The 21,360-nt window shown below is 65.3% G+C and carries 18 protein-coding genes; 16 read left to right on the top strand and 2 right to left on the bottom strand.

What is annotated here, in order from left to right:
• The first annotated feature begins 1 nt into the window (after nucleotide 1).
• Genes ACNQVK_RS36550 through ACNQVK_RS36500 form a run of 11 tightly spaced genes read left to right on the top strand, consistent with a single transcriptional unit; the run spans nucleotide 2 to nucleotide 11,983 of the window.
• On the top strand, nucleotides 2-1,231 hold the full coding sequence (locus ACNQVK_RS36550) for an MCE family protein (RefSeq protein WP_418033717.1): 1,230 nt from the start codon (nucleotides 2-4) through the stop codon (nucleotides 1,229-1,231).
• Nucleotides 1,228-2,259: a virulence factor Mce family protein gene (locus tag ACNQVK_RS36545; RefSeq protein ID WP_090429141.1), complete on the top strand. Its 1,032-nt coding sequence runs from the start codon at nucleotides 1,228-1,230 to the stop codon at nucleotides 2,257-2,259. Before ACNQVK_RS36550 ends, ACNQVK_RS36545 begins: the two co-directional genes overlap by 4 nt.
• Nucleotides 2,256-3,821 (top strand): MCE family protein, encoded by a 1,566-nt coding sequence (locus ACNQVK_RS36540; RefSeq protein ID WP_418033715.1) that lies wholly within the window; start codon nucleotides 2,256-2,258, stop codon nucleotides 3,819-3,821. Before ACNQVK_RS36545 ends, ACNQVK_RS36540 begins: the two co-directional genes overlap by 4 nt.
• 9 nt (nucleotides 3,822-3,830) lie before the next feature.
• Complete coding sequence (locus tag ACNQVK_RS36535) at nucleotides 3,831-5,474, top strand: virulence factor Mce family protein (protein ID WP_418033713.1); 1,644 nt, start codon at nucleotides 3,831-3,833, stop codon at nucleotides 5,472-5,474.
• 53 nt (nucleotides 5,475-5,527) lie between these two features.
• Nucleotides 5,528-6,682, top strand: coding sequence for a virulence factor Mce family protein (locus tag ACNQVK_RS36530; protein WP_418034572.1), 1,155 nt, complete (start codon nucleotides 5,528-5,530; stop codon nucleotides 6,680-6,682).
• A gap of 6 nt (nucleotides 6,683-6,688) precedes the next feature.
• Nucleotides 6,689-8,242, top strand: coding sequence for an MCE family protein (locus tag ACNQVK_RS36525; protein ID WP_418034570.1), 1,554 nt, complete (start codon nucleotides 6,689-6,691; stop codon nucleotides 8,240-8,242).
• On the top strand, nucleotides 8,212-8,865 hold the full coding sequence (locus ACNQVK_RS36520; protein ID WP_276129568.1) for a hypothetical protein: 654 nt from the start codon (nucleotides 8,212-8,214) through the stop codon (nucleotides 8,863-8,865). Before ACNQVK_RS36525 ends, ACNQVK_RS36520 begins: the two co-directional genes overlap by 31 nt.
• Nucleotides 8,862-9,836, top strand: coding sequence for an RDD family protein (locus ACNQVK_RS36515; RefSeq protein ID WP_418033711.1), 975 nt, complete (start codon nucleotides 8,862-8,864; stop codon nucleotides 9,834-9,836). The genes ACNQVK_RS36520 and ACNQVK_RS36515 overlap by 4 nt, the downstream gene beginning before the upstream one ends.
• A complete protein-coding gene (locus tag ACNQVK_RS36510) occupies nucleotides 9,833-10,384 on the top strand; it encodes a mammalian cell entry protein (RefSeq protein ID WP_418033709.1) in 552 nt (183 codons plus the stop codon). The genes ACNQVK_RS36515 and ACNQVK_RS36510 overlap by 4 nt, the downstream gene beginning before the upstream one ends.
• Complete coding sequence (locus ACNQVK_RS36505) at nucleotides 10,351-11,268, top strand: mammalian cell entry protein (RefSeq protein WP_418033708.1); 918 nt, start codon at nucleotides 10,351-10,353, stop codon at nucleotides 11,266-11,268. The genes ACNQVK_RS36510 and ACNQVK_RS36505 overlap by 34 nt, the downstream gene beginning before the upstream one ends.
• A 16-nt stretch (nucleotides 11,269-11,284) precedes the next feature.
• Complete coding sequence (locus tag ACNQVK_RS36500) at nucleotides 11,285-11,983, top strand: YoaK family protein (protein ID WP_418033706.1); 699 nt, start codon at nucleotides 11,285-11,287, stop codon at nucleotides 11,981-11,983.
• Here ACNQVK_RS36500 and ACNQVK_RS36495 read toward each other — a convergent pair.
• The gene (locus ACNQVK_RS36495; protein WP_418033704.1) at nucleotides 11,934-12,680 is read right to left on the bottom strand and encodes a hypothetical protein; all 747 of its coding nucleotides are present in this window, start codon (nucleotides 12,678-12,680) and stop codon (nucleotides 11,934-11,936) included. The genes ACNQVK_RS36500 and ACNQVK_RS36495 overlap by 50 nt on opposite strands.
• 96 nt (nucleotides 12,681-12,776) lie before the next feature.
• On the opposite strand from ACNQVK_RS36495, the gene ACNQVK_RS36490 reads away from it, so the two are divergent.
• A complete protein-coding gene (locus tag ACNQVK_RS36490) occupies nucleotides 12,777-14,045 on the top strand; it encodes an HNH endonuclease signature motif containing protein (RefSeq protein ID WP_418033702.1) in 1,269 nt (422 codons plus the stop codon).
• A 21-nt stretch (nucleotides 14,046-14,066) separates the two neighbouring features.
• Here ACNQVK_RS36490 and ACNQVK_RS36485 read toward each other — a convergent pair whose 3' ends face one another.
• Nucleotides 14,067-15,809 carry a PQQ-binding-like beta-propeller repeat protein gene (locus ACNQVK_RS36485; protein ID WP_418033700.1) on the bottom strand — a complete coding sequence of 581 codons (1,743 nt, stop codon included), beginning with the start codon at nucleotides 15,807-15,809 and terminating at the stop codon, nucleotides 14,067-14,069.
• Between the two features lie 40 nt (nucleotides 15,810-15,849).
• Between ACNQVK_RS36485 and ACNQVK_RS36480 the strand changes: the two genes are divergently transcribed.
• The 4 genes from ACNQVK_RS36480 (at nucleotide 15,850) to ACNQVK_RS36465 (ending at nucleotide 21,355) form a co-directional block, all read left to right on the top strand.
• Entirely contained in the window at nucleotides 15,850-16,650 is an 801-nt protein-coding gene (locus ACNQVK_RS36480) for a fructosamine kinase family protein (protein WP_418033698.1), read from the top strand.
• Between the two features lie 300 nt (nucleotides 16,651-16,950).
• Nucleotides 16,951-19,107, top strand: coding sequence for an AAA family ATPase (locus tag ACNQVK_RS36475; protein WP_418033696.1), 2,157 nt, complete (start codon nucleotides 16,951-16,953; stop codon nucleotides 19,105-19,107).
• Between the two features lie 35 nt (nucleotides 19,108-19,142).
• On the top strand, nucleotides 19,143-19,790 hold the full coding sequence (locus ACNQVK_RS36470; RefSeq protein ID WP_418033694.1) for a TetR family transcriptional regulator: 648 nt from the start codon (nucleotides 19,143-19,145) through the stop codon (nucleotides 19,788-19,790).
• Nucleotides 19,791-19,807: 17 nt separating this feature from the next.
• On the top strand, nucleotides 19,808-21,355 hold the full coding sequence (locus ACNQVK_RS36465; protein WP_418033692.1) for a carotenoid oxygenase family protein: 1,548 nt from the start codon (nucleotides 19,808-19,810) through the stop codon (nucleotides 21,353-21,355).
• Nucleotides 21,356-21,360 lie beyond the last annotated feature (5 nt).

The raw sequence follows: 21,360 nt of genomic DNA, 5'->3' as shown, positions 1-21,360 counted from the left end.
CATGACGACGCCCTCAGCCCCGCACGCGCCCCTCAACAAGCCCAAGATCCCGCCGTACAAGCTGGCCGGATTGGTGCTCGCGCTCGTCACCATCGTGATCCTCGCGTTGACGTGGATGCAGTTCCGCGGATCCTTCGAGAAGAAGACGCAGCTGACCGTGTTGTCCGGACGGGCCGGTCTGTCGATGGATCCGGGTTCGAAGGTCACCTTCAACGGTGTGCCGATCGGGCGCCTGGCCTCCGTGGATGTCGTGACCGTGGACGACAATCCCGAGGCCAAGCTGACCCTGGATGTCAAGCCTCAGTACCTGAAGCTGATCCCGGAGAACGTGACCGCCGAGTTGCGGGCCACGACGGTGTTCGGCAACAAGTACATCTCGTTCCTGTCGCCGGCCAACCCGTCGGCGGCGCGGTTGTCGCCGTCCACGCCGATCCGGGCGCAGGGTGTGACGACGGAGTTCAACACGTTGTTCGAGACGATCACCGCGATCTCCGAGCAGATCGACCCGATCAAGTTGAACCAGACGTTGACGGCCACCGCCCAAGCCCTCGACGGTCTGGGTGACAAGTTCGGCCAGTCGATCGTCAATGGCAACGACATCTTGGGCGATCTGAACCCGCGGATGCCTCAGATCCGCCGCGACATCGCGGGTCTGGCCGATCTGGGTGAGGTGTACGCCAATGCCGGCCCGGATCTGTTCGATGGTCTGACCAATGCGGTCACCACCGCGCGCACGCTCAACGATCAGCGCGGCAATCTGGATCAGGCTCTGGTGGCCGCGGTCGGTTTCGGCAACACCGGGGGCGACATCTTCGAGCGCGGCGGGCCGTATCTGGTCCGCGGCGCCCAGGACCTGCTGCCGACCTCGGCTCTGCTCGACAAGTACAGCCCGGCACTGTTCTGCACGATCCGCAACTACCACGACGCCGGCCCGAAACTCGCCGGCGCACTTGGTGGTAACGGTTACTCGCTGCAGACCCAGTCGTTGGTGATGGGCGTGGGCAACCCGTACGTCTATCCCGACAACCTGCCGCGGGTCAACGCCAAGGGCGGGCCCGAGGGCCGGCCCGGCTGCTGGCAGCCGATCACGAAGGACCTTTGGCCCATGCCGTACCTGGTGATGGATACCGGTGCATCGATCGCCCCGTACAACCACCTCGAGCTGGGTCAACCGCTCGTGGCCGAATACGTGTGGGGCCGCCAAGTGGGGGAGAACACGATCAACCCATGAGCATCAAGGGCACGATTATCAAGCTCGGCATCTTCTCACTGGTGCTGCTCACCTTCACTGCGATCATCTTCGTGGTCTTCGGTCAGATCCGGTTCAACCGGACCGCCGAGTACTCGGCGATCTTCAAGAACGTCAGCGGTCTGCGCACCGGGCAGTTCGTCCGTGCCTCCGGTGTCGAAGTCGGCAAGGTCTCGGGCGTCAAGCTGATCAACGGCGGCCAGCAGGCCGAGGTCACGTTCAACGTCGAGAAGTCGCTGCCGTTGTTCGACCAGACCACGGCCGCGATCCGCTACCAGGACCTGATCGGTAACCGCTACCTCGAGCTCAAGCGTGGCGAGAGCAACACGAAGATCCAGCCGGGCAGCACCATTCCGCTGGAACGCACCGAGCCCGCGCTCGACCTCGACGCACTCGTCGGCGGCTTCCGTCCGCTGTTCCAGTCGTTGAGCCCCGAGAAGGTCAACACCATCTCCAAGTCGATCATCACGATCTTCCAGGGCCAGGGCGGCACCATCAACGACATCCTGGATCAGACGGCGCAGCTCACCCAGAGCATCGCCGATCGCGACCAGGCCATCGGTGAGGTGATCAAGAACCTGAACATCGTCCTGGACACCACGGTCGCGCATCAGCAGCAGTTCGACGACACCCTCAAGAACTTCGAGACGCTGATCACCGGGCTGAAGAACCGGGCCGATCCGATCGGATCCTCGGTGGCCAACATCAGCAACGCGGCCGGCTCTCTGGCAGATCTGCTGTCCGACAACCGTCCGTTGCTCAAGGACACCATCGGCTACCTCGAGGTCATCCAGCAGCCGCTGATCGACCAGAAGCAGCAGCTCAACGACATCCTGGTGCAGTTCCCTCAGGCGTTGAAGATCATCGGACGTGCCGGTGGCATCTACGGTGACTTCTTCAACTTCTATGCCTGCGACCTCTCGCTGAAGCTCAACGGGTTGCAGCCGGGTGGCCCTGTCCGAACCGTCAAACTCAGTTCACAGCCGTCGGGTAGGTGCACGCCGAGATGAGGACACTGCAAGGTTCCGACCGCTTCCGCAAAGGCCTCATGGGCGTTGCGGTGGTGGCGCTGGTCATCGGCGTCGGCTCGACGCTGACGAGCGTGCCGATGCTGTTCGCGGTCCCCACGTACTACGGCCAGTTCTCCGATACCGGTGGCCTGAACCCGGGTGACAAGGTGCGCATCGCCGGTATGGATGTCGGCACGGTCAAGAGCATGGACATCAACGGCGACAAGGTCGAGATCGGCTTCACCCTGGGTGGGAAGACGATCGGCACCGAGAGCCGTGCGGCGATCCGTACCGATACGATCCTGGGTCGCAAGAACATCGAGATCCAGCCGCGTGGCAGCCAGACGCTCTCCCCGCGCGGGATGCTGCCGCTGGGTCAGACGACCACGCCGTACCAGATCTATGACGCGTTCCTCGATGTCACGCGCAACGCGTCCGGCTGGGACACGAACTCGGTCAAGGAATCGCTGAACGTGTTGTCGGAGACGGTCGATCAGACCTCGCCGCACCTGAGCGCCGCGCTGGACGGCGTCGCCAAGTTCTCCGAGACCATCGGCAAGCGCGACGAGGACGTCAAGAAGCTGCTGGCCAACGCCAACAAGATCGCCACGGTGCTCGGTGACCGCAGCACGCAGGTCAACCAGCTGCTGGTGAATGCCCAGACCCTGCTGGCCGCGGTCAACGAGCGTGGCCAGGCCGTCAGCATGTTGCTGGAGCGGGTGTCGTCGGTGTCGCATCAGGTCGAAGGCCTGATCAACGACAACCCGAACCTGAACCACGTGCTCGAGCAGCTGCGTACCGTCAGCGACCTGCTCGTCGAGCGCAAGCAGGACCTGGCCGACACGCTCACCGTGGCCGGCAAGTTCATCACCTCACTGGCCGAGGCGCTGGCTTCCGGCCCGTACTTCAAGGTGATGCTGGTCAACCTGATCCCGCCGCAGATCCTGCAGCCCTTCGTCGATTCCGCGTTCAAGAAGCGCGGCATCGACCCCGAGGAGTTCTGGCGTAACGCCGGTCTGCCGTCGTCCCGCTTCCCCGATCCCAACGGCAAGCGCTTCGAGAACGGCGCCCCGCCGCCGGCCCCGACGCCGCTCGAAGGCACCCCGGAGCATCCGGGACCTGCCGTCCCGCCCGGATCTCCGTGTTCGTACACGCCCACCGCCGCCGGGATCCCGTCGCCGGGCAACCCGATGCCGTGTGCCGCGGCCACTCAGGGCCCGTTCGGCGGCCCGGAGTACGGTCCTCCGGATCTGGCGACCTCGGCGCCGAATCCTGACGGCATCGCGCATTCGCCAGGTGTGCCCAGCGCGGCCATCCCCGGCGACATGCCGCCGGACCAGCCGGGTGCCCCGGTCGAATTGGCACCCGGTCCGCCCGGTGCCCGCACCGTTCCGATCGCACCGTTGCCGGTGGCGCCGGGGCCCATCCCGGGTTACGCACCGCACCCGGGGCCGCTGAATGCTCCCCCGGCACCGCCGGGACCAGGGCCGGATGCCGGGCCGGTGGGTACCCCGCCGCTCCCGGGTAATCCGCCGTTCCTTCCGCCCGGGTCGCAGGGATAGGCCGCAGCTATGTCAACTGTTTTCAACGTTCGAAACATCAAGTTGCCCACGGCTTCCCGGGCGACTGTCATCGTCAGTGCGCTGGCGGTGGTAGCTGCCCTGGTGCTGGGTTACTTCGGCATCAGCCTGTACAAGAAGATGACCAACACCACGGTCACCGCGTACTTCCCCGAGGTGCTCGCGCTGTACCCCGGTGACAAGGTCCTCATCATGGGCGTCAAGGTCGGTGCGATCGACAGCATCGAGACCGACGGCGACAAGATGAAGGTCGTCTTCCACGTCAACAACAAGTACAAGGTGCCCGAGAACGTCACGGCGTCTGTGTTGAACCCGAGCCTGGTGGCCTCGCGCGTCATCCAGCTGTCCCCGCCCTACACAGGTGGGCCGCGGCTGCAGAACAACGCGGTGATCCCGATCGAGAACACCCAGATCCCGGTCGAGTACGACGAGTTGCGCAACCAGATCACCCGCCTGCTCGACGATCTGGGCCCGACCGCCGAACAGCCCAAGGGTCCGTTCGGCGACATCATCGAGTCCTTCGCCGACGGTTTCCAGGGCAAGGGCGATCAGCTCAACCGCACCCTCAACGGGCTGTCGGAGGCGCTGACCACCCTCAACCAGGGCCGCGGTGACTTCTTCCAGGTGGTCAAGAGCCTGGCACTGTTCGTCAATGCGCTGCACAAGAGCGATCAGCAGTTCGTGGCGCTCAACAACGATCTGGCGCAGTTCACCAACTCGTTCACCAACACCGACCAGGAGCTGGCGACGGCCCTGCAGGATCTCAACCGGGTGCTCAAGACCACCCGTGAGTTCCTGGACAAGAACGGCGGCGTGCTCGCTCACGACGTCAACAACTTGTCGGAGGCGACGACGGCGATCCTGCAGCCCGAGCCGCGCAACGGTCTGGAGACGGGTCTGCACGCCTACCCGAACCTGGCCGCCAACGTGCTCAACATCGTCTCGCCCAACCAGGGTGGCATCGTGGGTCTGCCGGTTCTGCCGGGTCTGACCAACTTCTCCAACCCGCTGCAGTTCGTCTGCAGTTCGATTCAGGCGGGTAGCCGGTTGGGCTACCAGGATTCGGCCGAGCTGTGCGCGCAGTACCTGGCGCCGATCCTGGACGCGATCAAGTTCAACTTCCTGCCGTTCGGCCAGAACCTGGCCAACACCGCGATGACGCTGCCCAAGCAGATCTCCTACTCGGATCCGCGCCTGCAGCCGCCAGGGGGATACAAGGACACCACCGTGCCGGGTATCTGGTCGCGTGACACCTTGTTCTCGCACGGCAACCACGAGCCGGGCTGGACCGTGGCGCCGGGCATGCAGGGTGTGCAGGTGCAGCCCGCCACCCAGCAGATGCTGACGCCGGAGTCGTTGTCCGAGTTGATGGGTGGCCCGGACATCGTGGCGCCGCCGGCCCCGCCGGCGTTCGGGGCTCCTCCGGGAGGCAACCTGCCCGGACCGCCGAACTCGTACGACGAGCGCAATCCGTTGCCGCCGCCGTGGTACCCGCAGCCCGGTCCGCCGCCGGCGCCCGCGCCGGGTGTGATCCCGGGTGATCCGATGTCGGGTCCCGCACCGGCAGCAGCTCCTGCACCGGGTCCGGCTCCCGCCGGACCGGCGTTGCCCGCCGAGGCTGGAGGCCAGGGCTGATGACGACAAAGACAGGGTTGATGAGCCGCTTGCGCGAAGATCAGGCAGGCCGGATGAAGGCACGTAACTGGGGCCGCGTCGGTCGACGCGTCGCGGTGTTGTCGGCGTCCGCGCTGATCCTCACCTCGTGTGGGCAGTGGCGCGGTGTGGCCAACGTGCCACTGCCGGGTGGGCCGGGCACGGAGTCCGGCCGCACCACGCTGTACGTGCAGATGCCGGAGACGTTGGCGCTCAACGCCAACAGCCGGGTGCGGGTGCGCGACGTGTTCGTCGGCCGGGTCCGCAAGATCGAACTGATCAACTGGGTCCCCACGTTGACCGTCGATCTTGAGCCGGGCATCGAGCTGCCGAAGAACACCCTGGCCAAGATCGGCCAGACCAGCTTGCTGGGTTCGCAGCACGTCGAGCTCAACCCGCCGGACAAGGACCCGTCCAAGGAGATGCTGCGCAGCGGGGACACCATTCCGCTGGCACAGTCGTCGGCCTATCCGACGATCGAGCGGACGCTGGCCGGGATCTCCGGCATCCTGACCGGCGGTGGTATCCCGAACATCGAGACCATCCAGACCGAGGTGTTCAACATCCTCAACGGTCGCGCCGATCAGATCCGCGACTTCCTGGGCCGGCTCGATACCTTCACCGACGAGCTCAACCAGCAGCGCAACGACATCACCCGGGCGATCGATTCGACCAACCGGCTGTTGAACATCGTTGCGGCGCGCAATGACACGTTGGACCGGGTGCTCACCGAGTTCCCGCCGCTGATCCAGCATTTCGCCGACACGCGCGACCTGTTCGCCGACGCGGTGACCTCGCTGGGCCGGTTGTCCAAGGCTGCCGACGACACGTTGTCGAACAGCAACGCCAATCTGCACACGAACCTGCAGAACCTGCAGCGTCCGCTCAAGCAGCTGGCGCGCTCGGCCCCGTACCTGGTGGAAGCCCTCAAGCTGATCCTCACGGTGCCGTTCAACATCGAGAACATCCCGAAGGCGGTGCGCGGCGACTACATCAACGTGTCGCTGACGATCGACCTGACGTTGAGCTCGGTGGACAACGCGTTCCTGTCCGGCACCGGTGTCTCGGGCATGCTCCGGGCATTGGAGCAGGCATGGGGCCGCGATCCGGCGACGATGATCCCGGACGTCCGGTTCACGCCGAACCCGCACGATGCACCTGGTGGCCCGCTTGTGGAAAGGGGGGAGTGAGACATGTTGCTGACCCGCTTCATCAAGATGCAGCTCATCTTGTTCGCGACGCTGACGGCGATAGCTCTGGTCGTGCTGGCGCTCATCTACCTGCGGCTGCCCACCTGGGCCGGGGTCGGGATGTACAACCTGAACGCCAACCTCCCGAATTCGGGCGGCTTGTACGCCACGGCCAACGTCACCTATCGCGGAACCACGATCGGCAAGGTCACCTCCGTCGAGCCCACCGAACAGGGCGCGCACGTGCGGATGAACATCTACGACCAGTACCGCATCCCGCTCGACGCCAGTGCCAACGTGCACTCGGTGTCGGCGGTCGGTGAGCAGTTCATCGACCTGGTGTCCGAGGGCGGCAGTACCGGGAAGTACTTCCGCGACGGCGACACCATCGAGAAGGGCACCGTCCCCGCCGAGGTGGGTCCGTCGCTGGACGCCGCACAGAAGGGCCTGGCGGCGCTGCCGAAGGAGAAGATCGCGGTCCTGCTCGACGAGACGGCCACGGCCGTCGGCGGGCTCGGGCCGTCACTGCAGCGTCTGGTCGATTCGACCCAGGCGATCGCCAGTGACTTCAAGGACAACATCGGTCCGGTCAACGACATCGTCGAGAACTCCGGGCCGATCATCGACAGCCAGGTGAATTCGGGCGACGCCATCTCGCGGTGGGCCAAGAACCTGAACACGCTGGCGGCGCAGAGTGCGCAGAACGACGCGGCACTGCGGAGCGGCATTCAGCAGGCGGCACCGACAGCCGATCAGCTGAACTCGGTGTTCGGTGATGTCCAGGAGTCGTTGCCGCAGACGTTGGCGAACCTGGAAATCGTCATCGACATGCTCAAGCGCTACAACAAGAACGTCGAGCAGGTGTTGGTGGCGTTGCCGCAGGGTGGCGCTGTTGCCCAGACCGCGACGATCTTCGCGCCCAAGGGCCTGCTGCACTTCGGCCTCGGTATCAACATGCCGCCGCCGTGCCTGACCGGGTTCCTGCCCGCGTCGGAGTGGCGTTCGCCCGCGGACACGTCGACGGCACCGCTGCCGTCGGGCCTGTACTGCAAGATCCCCAAGGACGCGCCCAACGCGGTCCGCGGTGCGCGTAACTATCCGTGTGCCGACGTGCCCGGTAAGCGGGCCGCCTCCCCGGCGGAGTGCCGCAGCGAAGAGCCCTACCAGCCGCTGGGCACCAACCCGTGGTACGGCGATCCGAACCAGATCCGTAACTGCCCGGCTCCGGCCGCGCGCTGCGATCAGCCCGTCGATCCGGGCCGGGTCATTCCCGCGCCTTCGGTGAATAATGGGATGAACCCGTTGCCGGCAAGTCAGCTTCCACCCCCGGAATCAACGGCGATGCGCAGCGACCCGCTGACCGCGCCTCGGGGTGGCAATGTGAGTTGTAGTGGACAGCAGCCGAACCCCTGCATCTACACTCCGGCAGCAGGTTCGACCGCTACCTATAGCCCATCCAGCGGCGAGGTGGTCGGTCCCGGCGGTGTGAAGTACTCCGTCACCAACTCGAATAAACCAGGAGATGACGGATGGAAGGAGATGCTGGCGCCAGCCAGCTGAACCTCGCCGACCAGCAGGATCCCCATACCCCTGAATCGCAAGCGGAGGCCGTCACCGAGATCTCTGATCCGATCTCAGCCACGGACGCTGAGGAGGCTCCTCAGGAGTCCGAGTCACGGCCTTCACGGCTGGGGCGTGGCTGGGTCGCGGCGATCCTCGCCGGTCTGCTGGTCCTTGCGGCGGCCGTCGGCGTCGGCGGTTACCTGGCTTTGCGTGCGCATCAAGACAGCGAACGCATCGCCAGTGACGAGGCCGAGGCCCTGGCCGCGGCAAAGGACTGTGTGACCGCGACCCAGGCGCCCGATACCCAGGCGATGATCGCGGCCCAGACCAAGATCATCGAATGTTCGACCGGTGACTTCGGGGCGCAGGCCGGCCTGTACAGCGGCATGCTGCTGGACGCCTACCAGGCTGCCAACGTGCAGGTGAAGGTCTCGGACATGCGGGCCGCGGTGGAGAAGCACAACGACGACGGGTCGATGGACCTCTTGGTCGCGGTGCGCGTGCTGGTCACCAACACCGAGAAGTCCGACGAAGAGCAGGGCTATCGGCTGCGGGTGAAGATGGCCCGCGCCGAGGATGGCAACTACAAGGTCGCGCGGCTCGACCAGGTCACGTCGTGACCGCTGTTCTGGACAACGCCGACACGGTCTCTGCTGGGGGAACCGGGACGGATCAGACCCGGCTGGCTTCGTGGCCGGCTCGGGCCGGCGCCTTCGCCATCGATGTGCTGGCGCCTACCGGGTTGATCGCGACACTGGCACTGCTGGCGTGGGCGGCCCCGTTGTACGACTGGTTCTGGTGGGTGTGCACAGTGGCCGCCGCCGTGGTGGCCGCCGCGATGCTGGTCAACCGGATCGGTTTGCCCGCGTACACCGGTTGGTCGCTGGGCCGGTCGGTGTTCGGTATCCGGGTGGAGTCGGCGGCCGGCGATGCCGGACTGCTGCGGCTGCTGCTGCGTGAGCTGGCGCATCTGCTGGACACCGCGGCGGTGTTCCTGGGCTGGCTGTGGCCGTTGTGGGATTCGCGCAACCGGACCTTCGCCGATCTGCTGACCCGCACCGAGGTGCATCGCGTCGATCGGCCTGAATCCGATGTCCGGCGTCGCGCCGGCGCGGTCCTGCTGGCGCTCGCGGTGCTCAGCGGTATCGCGGGCGGGCTGGGATATCTGGCGGTGTACCGCCAGGATCGCGCGGTGGACCAGGCTCGCGCGGAGATCGCCGAGCAGGGCCCGCGGATCGTCGAGGAGCTGCTGAGCTACGGCGTGGATTCCGTCGACGCGGATTTCACCAAGGCGCAGTCGTTGACCACGGAAAACTACCGGCAGCAGCTGGTCGCCCAGCAGGATGCGGTGCGCAAGGCCGGGCCGACCACCAATGACTACTGGGCGGTGAGCAGCGCGGTGCTGCCCGGGGTGACCAAGGACGCGGCCTCGATGCTGGTGGCATTGCAGGGTCAGCGCGGCACCAATCCACAGGAACTGAAGTTCATCACCGCGACGGTGCGGGTGGAGTTCCAGAAGTCGGACGACCACTGGCTCGTCGACAACCTCACGGTGCTCAAGCGGCCGGTCCTGAACGGGGGCGGACAGTGAGCCCGCGGCGCCGGATCGAGCCCGATGAGCGCGACTACTTCGCGGTCGAGCCCAAGGAGCCGATCCGTTGGGGCCTGCCGATCGTCGGAATGCTCTCGGCCCTGCTGATCGCGGCTGCGATCGCGGGCAGCACGCTGATTCTGGTCCGGCACGAGTCGGATCGTCGTGCGGAGATCAAGAGCGCCGGCGCGCTGGACTACGTACGTGAGTTCATGACGGTGTACACGACGCTGGACCCGTTCCACGCCAACGACTATGCCGACCGCATCGCCTCACAGGCGACCGGCGATTTCCGAAAGATGTTCTCCGAGAAGCAGAACGAGATCGTCGTTCAGGTGGCCCGGGCCGAGCCGACCGAGGGGTCGGTACTCGATGCCGGCATCCAGCGATGGAACGACAACGGGAGTGCCGACGTTCTGGTCGCGACGAAGATCAGCACTCGAACCCCTGACGGCAAGTCCGTGGTCGAAAGCGGCAGCCGTTGGATTGCGACGACGATTTGGGAAGGACAGCAGTGGAAGATCAGCCAGCTGATTCAGGTGATCTGACCACCGGCGAGCCTGACAAGCCGCGCCGCAGATTGCGTTTCGGGCGGCGTCGCCGTGCCGAGGAAGTGGTCGAGGAGCAGGTCGAGGCGTCGGCCGGCGAGGGTGACCCGGAATCTGACTCGGAATCCGGCTCCGAATCTGACGATGCCCCCGAGCGTCGGACCCCGTCGGGTAAGGCCCGCCGCAAGGCGGCCGTCGAGCCCGAAGCGGCCGTCGAATCTGAGGCAGATGTCGAGCCCGAGCCGGACGCCGAACCGGAACCGACGGTAGAAGCCGAAGCTGTCGCCGATGCCGACGTTGATGCCGACGTTGATGCTGAAGCGACGGACGCTGAGCCGGCCGAGGACGAGGTCCTCGTTCCACACCGCGAGGCCGGCAAGCGGCTGACGTACCTCGCAGTGGGTGCTGCGGCGGTGTTCGTGGTGGCCGGGGCGTTCGGCGGCGCGATGCTGCAGCCGTACCTGGCCGACCGGGCATTGGTGGCGACCAAACTTCAAGTGGCGCGGACCTCGGCCGATGCCATCACCACGTTGTGGACCTACAACCCGGACAACATCGAGTCTCTGCCGGATCGGGCCGCGAAGTATCTGTCCAGCGACTTCGCCAACCAGTACCGGCAGCTGATCGACTCCATCGTGCCGACCAACAAGCAGGCGCAGGTCACCAACAACACCGAGGTGATGGGTACCGCGGTGGAGACGATCAGTCGCGATGAGGCGACTGCCATCGTCTACACCAACACGGTGTCGACGAGCCCGGTCACCAAGAACGTCCCGTCGCTGCGGTACATGTCCTATCGACTGATGTTGCAGCGCGTCGACGGGGATTGGTTGATCACCCAGATGCCGGCATTGACCCAATTGGACCTGTCTCCGCAGCTGTAGCGGCGAGGATGTAGGCATGGCAATCGCCTCACCGGTGACGCAACGGTCGACCGTTGTGGCGCTGCTGTTGTTGACGTCCGCCACCGGCATCGTCGATGCGGTCAGTGTGCTGGTGCTGGGCCACGTGTTCGTCGCCAACATGACGGGCAACGTGATCTTCCTCGGGTTCTGGTTTGTACCGCACTCCGGCGTGGACGTGACCGGTGCGCTGGTGGCGTTCATCGGGTTCGTGCTGGGCACCGTGGTGGGTGGACGGCTGAGACGCCATCTCGACAGTCACGTCCGGAACTGGCTGACCACCGCATTGGGTGTGGAAGTTGTTCTGCTGAGCGTACTTTCGATCCTGTGCGGAACGGGCGTGCTGGCCTACGACGACAACCGCAAGTTGATTCTCATCCTTCTGGCGATGACTTTCGGGATTCAGAACGCGACCGCGCGTCAGTTCGGTATCCAGGAGTTGAGCACCACGGTGCTGACGCAGACGATCGTCGGGATCGGGTTCGACAGCAGGCTGGCCGGCGGCACCGGGGACCGCGAGAAGTTGCGTTACGGGGTGGTGCTGACGATGTGTGGCGGTGCGATTCTGGGGGCGACACTGTCGCGGTTCACGGTCGCACCGGTGATTGCGTTGGCGGCTGTGGTGGTGGCGATCAGTGCGCTGATCTTCAAGTTCGGGCCGGCTCCGGAGCCGGCGCCTGCGGAGAGTGCTCGCTGATCCACGCCGCACCCTCATCGGCGGCGTGTAGCAGGGCGGTCAGTTCACCGAAGTAGTCGGCCACAGCACCGACGCCCGGCAGCATCCCCAGATAGCGGTAAATCTTTTGCGGGTGTGGCCTTTTCGTGAACTCGTCGCTCACCGCACGCAGTGTGCCGGCGAATTCCCAGAGCTTCTCGGGCAGCGAGTGCGCGGTTGCGTCGGCGTCATCGGCCGAAGCATCGACGGCCGCATCGGGCAGGTGACGGTCGCACAGGACAGCGCCGAGCAGCTGCACTTGCTCGTCGTAGTCGGTGACGCCGTCCTCGCGGGCCACGGCGCACAACACGATCGCTTGGTTGGTGAAACCCAAGAAGTCCTGCACACCAAGGCGGTCGGCGATCACTCCGAACGCACCCGGGAATGCGACGAGGATGGTGGTCACCGCGCCGGCGCGATGCACCCACCACTTCACGTGGCCGTCTTGATCCATCTCGGTCCAGGCCTTGGTGCCGGGCAGTTCGGCGAAATTGAGCAAAGCGGCCGCGAGGTCGAGGGACTTGCCCACAGCACCCTCTGCGGGCTCCTCTCGATGGGTACGTCGCCTCAGCCCGAGCGGGTCGAATCGGGTGAACACGTCGAGCGCCGGGTTGATCACGGCTACCGCATGGTCGAGCGCACCCGCGATGTCAGCGTCCGAGAGGCGAGTGAAAGGCAACAGGCTTATCCCCACCACAGCTATCTTGCCGGATGCGGTTGCCTGCGGGAATACGCGGGCCAGAAACTTGTCGGACCCCTTTGCGATGATGGGATTATGCCCTCGGCTGCAGCCTCTTTCGATGTTGTGGAGAGCCCTGCGCACCGTCTGGAGGGGCTGTTCGCCGAGGTGTCGGAGCTGACCGGTCAGCGCAACGCGATCGACGGTCGCATCGTGGAGATCGTCGCCGAGATGGACCGTGACGAATTGTGCGGTGCCACCGGTGCCCGCTCGATGAAGGCACTGGTGGCCTGGAAGACCGGTGTGACGCCGCGCAACGCAGAAGTCGTGGTGGCGGTGGCGCGGCGGCTCGAGGAGTTCCCCCGCTGCGCGCAGGGAATGCGGGAGGGCCGGCTGTCGCTGGATCAGGTCGGGGTGATCGCCGAGAAAGCTGCCGAAGGATCCGATGAGCACTACGCGGAGCTGGCGGCGGTGGCCACCGTTCATCAGCTGCGCACCGCAGTCAAGCTCGAACCACGCCCCGAGCCAGATGCACGGCCCGAAACAGACCGCTCGATCACCAAAACCATCGAAGACGGGTACACGACCTACCGGATCCGGTTGCCGCGGATCGAGGCAGCCAAGTTCGACGCCGCCCGCCAAGCCCATCACGACGGGCTGGTCGCGGACTGGAAACACGATCACGACACCGAGTCCGACGGTGGCGACGCGGAACAGGCACCACCGTTTCCGAACGGTGTGGATGCGTTCATGAGCCTTGTCGAGGCGGGGTGGGATGTTGAGGTGGCGCGTCGCCCGCATGGGCAGCACACCACGGTGGTGGTGCATGTCGACCTCGACGCCGACGGCCAGAAGCCGGTTGCCGCATTGCATCTGGGGCCGGTGCTGACCGAGGACGAACGACGTGAGCTGCTGTGTGATGGCACCTGGGAAGCCTGGTTTGAACGGCACGGTCAGGTGATCGGCGCCGGGCGCAGCACCCGCGCGATCAGTCGTCGGCTGCGCCGGGCCCTGGAGCATCGCGACCGCTGCTGTGCGGTGCCCGGCTGCGGGGCCACCCGTGGTCTGCATGCCCACCACATCAAACATTGGGAAGACGGCGGGCCCACCGAACTCGACAACCTGGTGCTGGTCTGCCCTTACCACCATCGCCTGCACCACCGGCGTCTCATCACGATCACCGGGCCCGCTGATCGCCTGGTGGTCACCGATAGTGCCGGCAGACCATTGCACGGTGGGTCGCTGGCCCGCATACCCACCACACCTCCACCCGATGTCCCACCGTGTCCCGGACCGACCGGGGAACGCGCCGAATGGTGGTGGTACCCACCCTTCCAACCCCAACCACCACCGAAAGCCGCCTAGCCCCGGGGGTTACGTTGTGGATCAGGCGTAGCCGTCCACCCATGTGCCGGTGTCATCCGTACGGACGACGAGTGTGACGCCCGGTGCCGCCATCAGTGCGGCCGCCCTCGAGGAAGTGGGGATGCTCCCAGTCGGCGCGCAGGTGCTTCGGTCGAAGCTCACGAGCGCGTTGTCGGTGCCGAATACGACCTGCTTGTCAAGAATCACCGCCATGCCGTCCGCGGACGTGCGTCCTGTGGCACTTGCCGGACGATTGTTGAACGAGCATCGATCACGTCCGTCCGCGTTACGTAGGGTGACTCGGTCATTGTCGTCGGTCAAGAACTCGTTGGAGCTGTCGGTGGTGAGAATCGGATACGCCCGGCCGCCGAGATCCGAGTAGGACTGCCTTGCCGCGTTTACGAACACGGAACGGCGTTCGCCGCTGTCAGGGCCGACGCTGATGACGACGGCGTCAGCACCGGCGTTCGAGGTGTACATGGCGACCCGGTGAGACTTGAAATCGTCTGCAGTATAGGGAAGTCCAGTTAGAACCGTTGCCTCCCAAGCGGTACTCCCGTTGTCGGGATCAGCAATGGCGAACTGGACATCCATCCCGTCACGGCCAGGGCATCGCTGAGCACTCTTGAGGAACAGTGCGTAGCCGCCGCCCCACGACCGGCAACGGGAACCGGGCACGGGAACAGTCCAGAGCGGCGTCCCGGTTCGGGTGTCGTAACGGGTCCATGTCAAGGCATCGGGATCTTCGTTGACCAAGTACGCCTGACCCGGTGGCAGGCGATGGTCAATCGCGTCGCGGTAAGTCTCAACCAAAGTCCTGTTTGAGGACCACCACAGTTGACGACCTGTGGTGGCATCCAGTCCCACCAATACCGAAGGATACGAGCCGATCCCGACGACAACGGTCTTCCCACTGTCGAACACACGCAGGGACGTCGCGAGTGACTCGCCAGGGCCGGAACGTGAATAGTGCCACCGTTCAGCCGAATCGGGCCCGTAGGCGGTGACCCGCCCGCTTCCGTAGGTGATGAAGCCGCCAGTGATGGGCTCGACATACCATCCGTTGTGCTCGATCCGGTCCGAGTGAGTCCAGTCGGATACCTTGAGAGTGAACCGTTTTGTGCCCAGGGTCGCCTGAAGGGGGAGATCGGTGGATAGCGGCGCTGCGACCGATGCGTCGACGAATCGGCGGTCATCACCGGCGCGGGTCGCCAGCGTGGTTACGGAAGCCGACACCACGAGCCCGACAAGAACACCGACCGCGGCCGGGACGCGCCAGCCGCGATGGGAAACGCGGGGGATGGCGAAGCTGCCGATGATCAGTACGACCACGCCGAACATTGCCAGGCGCCAGGCCGACAGTGTGATGGGCAGTTGGATGGTGCGCGGATAGAACATCATCCAGCCGACGAACTGGCCAAGCCTGTCGGCGTAGAACACCATGAACAGCAGAACCATGAGCCCGACAGTGGCCAGCAAGACCCATGAACCCGGATGGGCGCGGCCCACGAACCAGGCAATGACGGTGGTTGCCAGCAGCAGGCCGACAAGCCAGCACAGGGCTACCGCAATGCTTCGAGGTGTCTGCGCCCCCAGGGAAGCTGCTTCAGGCGGCCGGAAATCTTCCCATGCGCCGAGTGCTGGTGACGGCTGACCGGCCAGCCAACTCGTCAGGGCGAGGCACACGGCAGATATGAGCACGGTAAGCGCCAACCCCAGGCTTGCTGCAGAAATGACACGCATCAACGATTTCCCCCACGACACGGCCAAAATTCTGCCAGTCCACGTCGGTAGCCTGACCACTATGCCCAACGCGGCGGACAGGGCCGACGTCTTCGTCAAGCGCAATACGTCGGCGCCGCCCGGGTTCTTCGAGGCGGAGGCGGCCGGACTCAGATGGCTGGCCGTAGCCGGTGGCGTGCCGTGCGTCACCGTAATCGATTACAACACAACGTCATTGACCTTGCGGCGGCTGCGGCCGACGGGGCCTACGGCCGATGCCGCGTGGATGTTCGGCCAGCGATTGGCCCATACTCACGATGCCGGGGCCCCGGCGTTCGGTTCCGGGCCAGACGGCCACGACGGGGACGGGTTCTTCGGACCGATGTCGCAGCCATTGTCAATGTCGTTGGCTCGCAACGGTTCGTGGGGAGTTTTCTACGCCGATGACCGCTTGGTTCCGATGACGCGGCTGGCTGCACCCAGGCTCACCGCCGCGGGGCAGGACGCGATCGCGGAGGTGACCGATCTCTGCCGCGACGGTGCGTTCGATGACGACGACGTGCCGGCCAGGCTGCACGGTGACCTCTGGAGCGGCAACGTGATGTGGACCGGTGACGGTGCCGTGCTGATCGACCCCGCCGCGCACGGCGGCCATCGTGAAACGGATCTTGCGATGTTGGCGCTGTTCGGTTTCCCGTTCCTGGATGAGGTGCTGGCCGGATACCAGACGGTGCGGCGATTGCGCGATGGATGGCGGGATCGGATCGACCTGCATCAGCTCTATCCGTTGCTCGCGCATGTGGTGCTGTTCGGCGGGGGGTATGCGGGTCAGGTCGAGTCGGCGGCGCGACGCGTCCTGGAGAACAGGAGAAAACTGGGTTGAAGCTGTGTCCCTGCCGGATCGTATCGGTTGACACATCCGCCGCTCACTGACAACGGCAAGCAGGCTCGCAATGCCGCACAGCAACTCCGTGTCGACGGGGATTCCGATGAGGCTGCGGTAACTGGCGGACGCGTCAATATGTCGAAGCCCAGTACAGCTCCGATAAAGGTACTCCTTCAAAGTTTGCGGCGGATGCAAAATTGAAGACGAAAATTCTTTCCAGCAATTAGGTGAGGAAGGTCACATTAGTGTTAAGTTGCCTGAGATCAACCTGAGAAGGCGGCCGAAAGGACTGGTCAGATGGCAGTCAAACACCGTAGGCAGCGGCGGCGCGTCAAGAGGGTTGCGACCCTCGGTGCGGCAACCGCAACAGTCACCGCGCTTACGGTTGGTATTGCTCCACCGCCGGCCCAGGCCGCCGCGGTCCAGCGCGACCTCCGGCTGCAATCCGGGGTCCAGATCTTCCCGCCGCCCGACCAGATCCCGGACCTCACCGGCGGCTTCGGGACCCAGGTCTACAACCAGTTCCAGACGGTCGGCGCGCAGCTCGAAACGGCGTTCGTCAACAAATTCAACCTCCTCGCGCTCCTGCAGGCGGCCGGAATCGATCCGACCGCCGCTGTCGAGGGTCCGCTCAATGACGCGCTGGGTGGCGCGCTCGGCGGTGCACTGGGCGGGCTACCGATTGGCGACCTGGCCGATGCCCTCGGAATCGACCTCGACGACCCGCTGTCGTCGGCCGGTATCAACCTGATCACCACCGGTGGGCCGTTCACGCTGCTGCGACTGCTCGGTGTCGACCTCGGGTGGGTGCCCTCTTTCCCGAACTCGGTGGCCGACGAGATCAACGGCACCGACTACCTCGACATCAGTCTCGAGTCTCTCTTCACAGCAATCGGCCTGCCCACGAGTGGCATCGCCTTCGACACCTTGAAAGCCACCTTCAAGCTCCTCACCGGCGTGGATCTGCCGGCCCTCAGCTCGAATGTCGCCGATGTGCGGATCCCCATCGTGGCGGGCTGGGGATTCGGTGCGTTCGCGGCAGGCGCGGCGTATCAGCAGGTGGTCGACGACCTGCCGAATCAGCCGGGCGGGGCCAACTACACCGGCACCAACCCGCTTCTGGGTAGTTTCACGATCATGCCGATGCTCCTGATCGACAACCCCGGCCGGGCCAACGGCGGCATCCTGGCCCGTGCCTACCCGTTGTTCAGGCTGTTGGGCATCGACACCGTGACCCCCGATACCCAGGTGCAGAGCAGCGGGACCAGCATCATCGGCGGCGTGCCCGTGCTCGGTGACGTGCCGTTGTTCGGGCTGACTCTGGGTGGTGCCAACCTGATCCCGATCAAGATCGATGCGACGGCCGAGTATCTCCCGCTCTCGGACTTCGCCGCCTGGCCCAACCCGTTCACCATGGCGAACAACGTTGCGGCAGGACTGTTCCCGACCTACATCCTGCGAAACCAGTCGCTGGACACGCTCGGCACGGTGCTGGTCGACCAGATCGTGACGCAGCTCGGTGCGGACATCACCGACTACCTGGCCGATCCCGGGGACGATCCTCAGCTGGGCCCCAAGCTCAACATCTACGTCACCATCCCGGCCCAGAGCCTGCCGCTGCTCGAGCCGACGTACCTCGCCGTTGATGTCGTCAATCTGCTGACCGGGGCCAATCTCAACAACCCGATCGGCACAGCGCTCAGCCCCGTGCTCACCAGCCTGGTGAACCTCGGCTACACCGATGTGTACTACAACGAGCAGACCGGTGTGTACGACCGCACACTCGACGAGGCCGATATCCCAACGGCTTTCGGCACACTTCCGGCCGATGTCGACTGGGCGCAGGTCCCGGGGCATCTGGTCAACAACCTCGTGACGGGCATTCAGAAGGCGATCAGTGACGGCCTGATCAACCAGAACCCCGTGCCGAGTCCGATACAGCAGCTGCTCGGCCTGCTCGGGGTGGGTAATTCGCTGACGACCGGCGGAACGGGACTGAACCTCAACAACGTTGGGCCACAGGGTCTTGCGAAGACGAGCTTCGAGCCGCAGGGCATCACGCAAACCGACGTCGGTTCGGACACTGTCAATCTGAAATCTGTCGTGGACGAACCTGCTGTGGGCGAGATCAAGGTGAACCTGGACAACAACACCAAGAAGCTCACGACCGCGGCCGACGATGCCCGCCAGGAGGTCGAGAAGTCGGTCAAGGAGTCCGGCGCGCGTGCGAAGGACTCGGCCGAGAAGGCGCGTGAGCGGACGGCGAAGGCGGTCAAGGACGCACAGGAGAGGGTGAACAAGGTCGCCGAAGACGGTCGCAAGCAGATCAAGTCCGCGGCCGAGGGTATCCAGAAGGGCGCCGAGAAGGCGGTCAACGAGGTGAAGGACAACGTCAAGAAGGCCGGCGACTCGGTGAAGCCCGCCAAGAAGACCGAGAAGAAGGACGCCGCCTGAGCAACCGGCCGGTCGCCGGAATCTACGATTGACCGGTGACTTCGGCAAGGCGTGGGCGCGGCAGGCCCGCCGGACCTGGCGTCGACGCCGAGCAGCGGCGCTCGGATCTGCTCGACGCCGCCGAACGTGCGATCCGCACCAACGGGCCCGATGTCGGGATCGCCGAGGTGGCCAAAGAGGCCGGCTTCGTGCGCTCGGCGGTCTATGCGGTGTTCCCGAATCGGGCCGCCATCCTGTCCGCGCTCGGCGAACGTCAGGCCCGTCGGCTACTGATCGAGATCACCAGGCGTGCCGCCGGTTCGGCCGACCTGCGCCAGCGTATGTCGCTGTTCTTCGACGTCATCTGCGGCTGGATGCAGGACGATCCGAACCTGTACCGGGCCCTGAGCATGCATGCCGCCGGCGGCCACGAGATGCCGGGAATCTTCGACGAACTCGCCGCCGCGGTCGAGGCGATGCTCACCGCGTCGATGGCGGCCGGCGGTGCCGATACCGCCGCCGCGGCGCCGTGGGCCCGGGCCATCGTCGGGTCGGCCATGGTCAGCGCGCAATGGTGGCTACGAGACTCGTCGATGCCCCGGGCCGAGCTCGTCGAGCACCTGACCACGTTGTGCTGGGACGGCGGTTCGGCCCTGCCGTTCAGTCCCTTCGACGTCTCGGCTATTGACAGCGGCCAGCCATAAAAGACACGATGTCTTTTATGGCTGCTCCCGCCTCGCCCCAGATTGACGGTCCCTCGCGCTATTGGGAGGACGTCACCGGCGAATACGACCTGACGCTGACCGAGATCACCGGCACGATCCCGCAGGGACTGACCGGAACGCTCTACCGCAACGGGTCGGGCCGCTGGAACATCGGCGCGTCACGGGTGGACAGCCTGTTCGACGCCGACGGCATGGTGGTGGCCTTCGCGATCGACGGCAACGGAGTGCGGTTCAAGAACCGGTTCGTCCGCACCGAGCACTACCTGACCACCACGGCGGCGGGCCGGATGGTGAAACGCGGATTCGCCTACCAACGTCCGGGAGGCATGCGGGCCAACGCACTTCGGCTGCCCGCCAACACCGCCAATACCAACGTGATGATCGGCCAGGACCAATTGCTCGCACTGTGGGAGGGCGGGCGTCCACACGGCATGGACCTCGACACCCTCAACACCATCGGGATGTGCAGCCTCGACGGCGTACTCAAGGGTCCGGTCGGTGCGTACTCGGCGCACCACACCTACGACGCGACGACGGACTCGCGCGTGAACTTCGGGTTCGAGCCCTACTTTCCCCGTCTCGATCTGCGTCACATCCGCAGTGCGCCGAGTCGAGACGAAAAGATCAGGCGCTTGCGGGAACTCGCCGGTGAGGCGATTCCCCGGGTCCGGTTGCGCCTGTACGAAACCGATAGCCGGGGCGCCACCCGGTATCTGCGGGCAGTACCGCTGCCTGGCATGGGGCTCCTCCATGACATGGCATTGACCCCGCGCTATGCCGTCTTCATGATGTCCCCGCTACGGATCAACCCGTGGGCGCTGCTGGGGCGGCAGAGCTATTGGGACGCCATGCAGTTCAAGCAGAACGAACCCTCGTACTTCATCCTCGCCCCGCGCGACGGCGGAAGAGTCCGGGTCATCGAGACCGACCCGTTCTATATGTGGCACTACGCCAACGCCTACGAGGACGGCTCCGACGTGGTGGTGGAATTGCCGCGCTTCGCGCCCGAAACCTTCGGTGGGATGCAGGCCTGGGCGTCCGACAGCCGGTCGGACATGGCCCGGATGTATGCCGACCTGGCCCCCGAGAAGGCGCCGGATGCGGTTCGGCTCACCCGGTTCCGCATCACGGCCGACGACCGGGTCCTGGTTGAACCACTGGCCCAGATGGGTTGTGAATTCCCGCAGATAGACCAGCGCCGGTCGACTCAGCCGCACACGGTGACCTACGTGACCGCACCCGGTGACGGGGAGGGCGGCGGGGAGGGGATCGGTCGCTTCGACCATGCCGACGGCAGCGTGCAGAACTACTGCCCGCCCGGCCACAAACTGGTCGAACCGATCTTCGTGCCGCGTCCGGGCAGCGACGCCGAGGACGACGGATGGGTGCTGACGGTGGGCTACGACGAGACCCAACACCGCAGCCGGCTGATGGTGTTCGATGCTCCGCGTGTGGATGCCGGGCCGATCGCCGAGGCGTGGCTACCGTTCCATCTGCCGATGAGCTACCACGGTGCCTTCACCGACCGGGTGGCCAGGTTCTAGAACGG

This window comes from Mycobacterium sp. 134, assembly GCF_048282715.1.
Classification (GTDB): domain Bacteria; phylum Actinomycetota; class Actinomycetes; order Mycobacteriales; family Mycobacteriaceae; genus Mycobacterium; species Mycobacterium septicum.
The sequence above is the reverse complement of the archived record's forward strand: the minus strand, read 5'-3'. Positions and strand labels throughout refer to the sequence as shown.